The organism is Corallococcus exercitus (assembly GCF_003611585.1).
Taxonomy (GTDB): Bacteria; Myxococcota; Myxococcia; order Myxococcales; family Myxococcaceae; genus Corallococcus; species Corallococcus exercitus.
Window position 1 is genome coordinate 1 of record NZ_RAVW01000677.1, and the last position, 3,045, is coordinate 3,045.

The window sequence follows — 3,045 nt, forward strand, 5'->3', positions numbered from 1 at the left end:
CCGTCCCGCCCGTCCTGCCCTCAGACCCAAGAGCAACTGCCGTGCCGTCGCCCAACCCGGCGATTTCCGAGGGAAGAAACCCTGGGGAACGCCGTGGGAACCTGGGAGGACTGACTTTCTTTCAGCCCGGCTCCAGGTACTTCCGCCCTCTTTCCTGCCCTGCGGTCGCAGGCACACCCCGGCGCACGTCAGGCGCGGGACGGAGCGCTCCGACACCGGGACAGGCGGCACACCGCCCACGCAGGGGTGGATGTGCGAGGAGTAGGGAAGATTCAGGAGCAGCGGGACCCTGACGCGGGGCCGCCTGGGAAGGAGGGGGCCATCCAGGCGTCAGGGGGGACTTCCACCGGACGGCGCCTGCCCGAAGGCGGCGCGCATCCGTCACGGCTTACACGGCTACTTCGACGGCGGCACCAGGACGAGGATGAGCTCGCCCCCCACGTGCTTGCCGGCCTTCTGGTACACGGCGCCCTGGCGGCCCAGCTCCACCTCCACGGAGGACTGGTTCGGGATGATGACGCGCAGCGTGGCGCTGCCGTCCTTCATGCCCAGCAGTTGGAGCGACGCGTTCGTCCCGTTGGGGAGCTTCACTTCCGTGGGCTTCTGGGCGCCCACCTCCACCGTGTCCAGCGACATGCGCTTGAAGGACGTGAAGCTGAAGTTCTGCTTCTGGAACGCCTCCTTCATCTTGCCCAGCTCCGGCGGGTCCACCACCGTGCCCTTGTTGGAGGCTAGCACCACCTCCACCTGGACCTTCACCTTCTGCTCCTGGGCGAAGGCCACCGACGGCCCCAGCACCAGGCCCACGGCGAACAGCAGTGCCAGCACCGCCCACATCGGCTTCGTCATAGCGCTCCTCCGGTGGGCCGCGGCGGGACGGACGGAGCCGGCGACGGCTGCCCTTCCTGGCCCTCCGGCTCCACGCTCGAATCCTTGCCTTCCACCGCGCCCGGCTTCTTCTGCCCGGCGGCGCCCTTCACGGTGTCCGGCGCCTCCTCCTGCTCGTCCACCATCCAGATGATGGAGCCGCCGCCCTCCGTCTCCATCACCACCGGGGCCACGCGGGCGCCCTGGTAGGACTGGATGGACTTCACCGTCATGCGCTCGGCGGCGTAGCCCTCCGGCGCGTTGTCGCGCAGCACCAGCGGCAGCGCCACCAGCAGCACCACCGCGGCGGTAGCCAGCGACGAAATCATCGCGGTGCGCTGGTAGAGGAACATCTCCGACAGGGCCAGCCGCATCCGCTCGATGAGGGGCGGCTTCTCCGGCGTCACCCGGGCCATGACCTTCTGGGCGAAGTCCTTGAAGTCGACGTCGTCCACCGCCATGTCCAGGCCGACGCGGAGCAGTCCGGACTCGGCGCGCAGGTCCGCCGCGCGGCCCGTGCAGTCCCGGCAGGCGGCCAGGTGCCGCTCCACGTTCACGCGCTCCCCGGGAGCGAGTTCACCGTCGATGTAGGGAGACAGGAGCGGTACGAAACGCTCACACGCGGGATTTCCGGCCATACTCTTCACCCTGCGGGCTGGTGGGAATTCGTCGGTGGGGACGCGCTCGGGCCCACAGATATTCGAGGAGGCCTTTCTGGCATCCTCATTCGTTGCCCACCCCGCTCTTGGCTTCGTCCAGCTCCAGATAATCCCCGAGGATTTTCTGCACCTTGGCGCGCGCGTGGAACAGGCGGCTCATCACCGTGCCTTTGGGGATGTCCAGCGTGCGGGCCAGGTCCTCGTAGGACATTCCCTCGATTTCGCGCAGCAGGAGGATGGCGCGGTGCTTCTCAGGCACCGTGGCCAGCGCTTCCTGGATCTTCTCCGCCAGCTCCTTGCGCAGGGCGCTCTTCTGGGGGTTCGTCCCCAGGCGGCTGCCCAGCGCGCCGATGCGGGCCTCGGAGAGGTCCACGTCCTGCGTCTCGTCGAACTCCACGGGCTCGCCGCTGCCCCGGCGCTTGCGCAGCACGTCGATGCAGATGTTGGACGTGATGCGGTAGAGCCACGTGTAGAAGGACGCGTCGCCCTTGAAGTGGTCCAGGTACTTGTAGACCTTGACGAACGCCTCCTGGGAGACGTCCATCGCCTCCTCCTTGTCCTTCAGCATTCCGAGCGCGACGGCATACACCTTGCGCTGGTAACGCTCGACGAGGAGCTTGAAGGCGCGCTGGTCCCCGCTGCGGACGCGCTTGACGAGTGTGAGGTCGTCGGTGGCCAAGTGCGCGGCACCGTAGCACAGGCCACGCCAACCCCAAGGCTTTCGACGCGCCCCGTCGCCCCTAGAGCGAGCTGACGAGCGCGATGGCCGCCAGGGCCAGGCCCACCATGGCCAGGACCGCCCCGAACACCATGCGGTCCCACTGGGCCTGGGTGACGGCGGAGTCCTCCGTGTCCTCTCCGGCCCGGAAGGCGTGGAGCACGTTCCAGAACATGCGGCCGCCCAGCCGCCGGTCCGTGCCGTGGCGGTCCCGGGGGTCGTCGTTCTGGAGGGGGTGTCCCTGGGCGTCCCGGCGCACGAAGGGGCCGGGCATGGGCTGGTAGAGGCCGGGGGTGAGCGGGGCGGCCTGCTCGGAGTGGCGCACGTCGGGCGGGGGCTCCAGCCGGACGGCGTCCGCGCGCTCGCGGGCCTCCTCGGGCGTGGGCGCGTCCATCACCCACAAGCCCGCCTCCACGCCGTTCTGCCCGGTGTGGGCGTCCTGGAGCCCGGCGAAGCCCTGGTCCTTGAGGGCCTGCTCGAAGGCGGCCTTGCCCTCCGGAGCGGGCGGGTGCTGGGCGGCGGCCTCGGCGTAGGCGGCGAAGAAGGCCCACAGGCGGGCCACCCGGTCCGACGAGGGCAGCGACGAGGGCCGCACCTGCGCGGCCAGCAGCGCCCCGTCCGACGCGAAGCGCTTGCCCACCGCGAGCTGGCCCTCCAGGCCCTCCAGGTCGGAGGGGATGAGCGACTCCACGTCCAGCACCGGCCCGCGCGCCTCGCCCGCGCCCAGGTAGGGGCTGGCGGTGGTGGGGGCCGAGCCCGCCGCTGCCTCTTATACACATCTCCGAGACCACGAGACATGCG

4 protein-coding genes are annotated in these 3,045 nt (G+C 70.0%); all 4 read right to left on the bottom strand.

The genetic code is table 11. The features are described 5' to 3' along the window. Positions 1–396: 396 nt before the first annotated feature. Positions 397–849, bottom strand: coding sequence for a hypothetical protein (locus D7W79_RS40690; protein WP_120530572.1), 453 nt, complete (start codon positions 847–849; stop codon positions 397–399). Further along, positions 846–1,505 carry an anti-sigma factor family protein gene (locus D7W79_RS40695; protein ID WP_120530573.1) on the bottom strand — a complete coding sequence of 220 codons (660 nt, stop codon included), beginning with the start codon at positions 1,503–1,505 and terminating at the stop codon, positions 846–848. The genes D7W79_RS40690 and D7W79_RS40695 overlap by 4 nt, the downstream gene beginning before the upstream one ends. An 85-nt stretch (positions 1,506–1,590) precedes the next feature. After that, positions 1,591–2,205 carry a sigma-70 family RNA polymerase sigma factor gene (locus D7W79_RS40700; protein WP_120530574.1) on the bottom strand — a complete coding sequence of 205 codons (615 nt, stop codon included), beginning with the start codon at positions 2,203–2,205 and terminating at the stop codon, positions 1,591–1,593. Between the two features lie 61 nt (positions 2,206–2,266). After that, the gene (locus D7W79_RS40705; RefSeq protein WP_120530575.1) at positions 2,267–2,944 is read right to left on the bottom strand and encodes an Immediate early protein ICP0; all 678 of its coding nucleotides are present in this window, start codon (positions 2,942–2,944) and stop codon (positions 2,267–2,269) included. Positions 2,945–3,045 lie beyond the last annotated feature (101 nt).

Excerpts from the sequence above, each read along its gene's own strand:
- D7W79_RS40695 (WP_120530573.1), bottom strand. The coding sequence starts at position 1,505 with ATGGCCGGAAATCCCGCGTGTGAGCGTTTCGTACCGCTCCTGTCTCCC.
- D7W79_RS40690 (WP_120530572.1), bottom strand. The coding sequence starts at position 849 with ATGACGAAGCCGATGTGGGCGGTGCTGGCACTGCTGTTCGCCGTGGGC.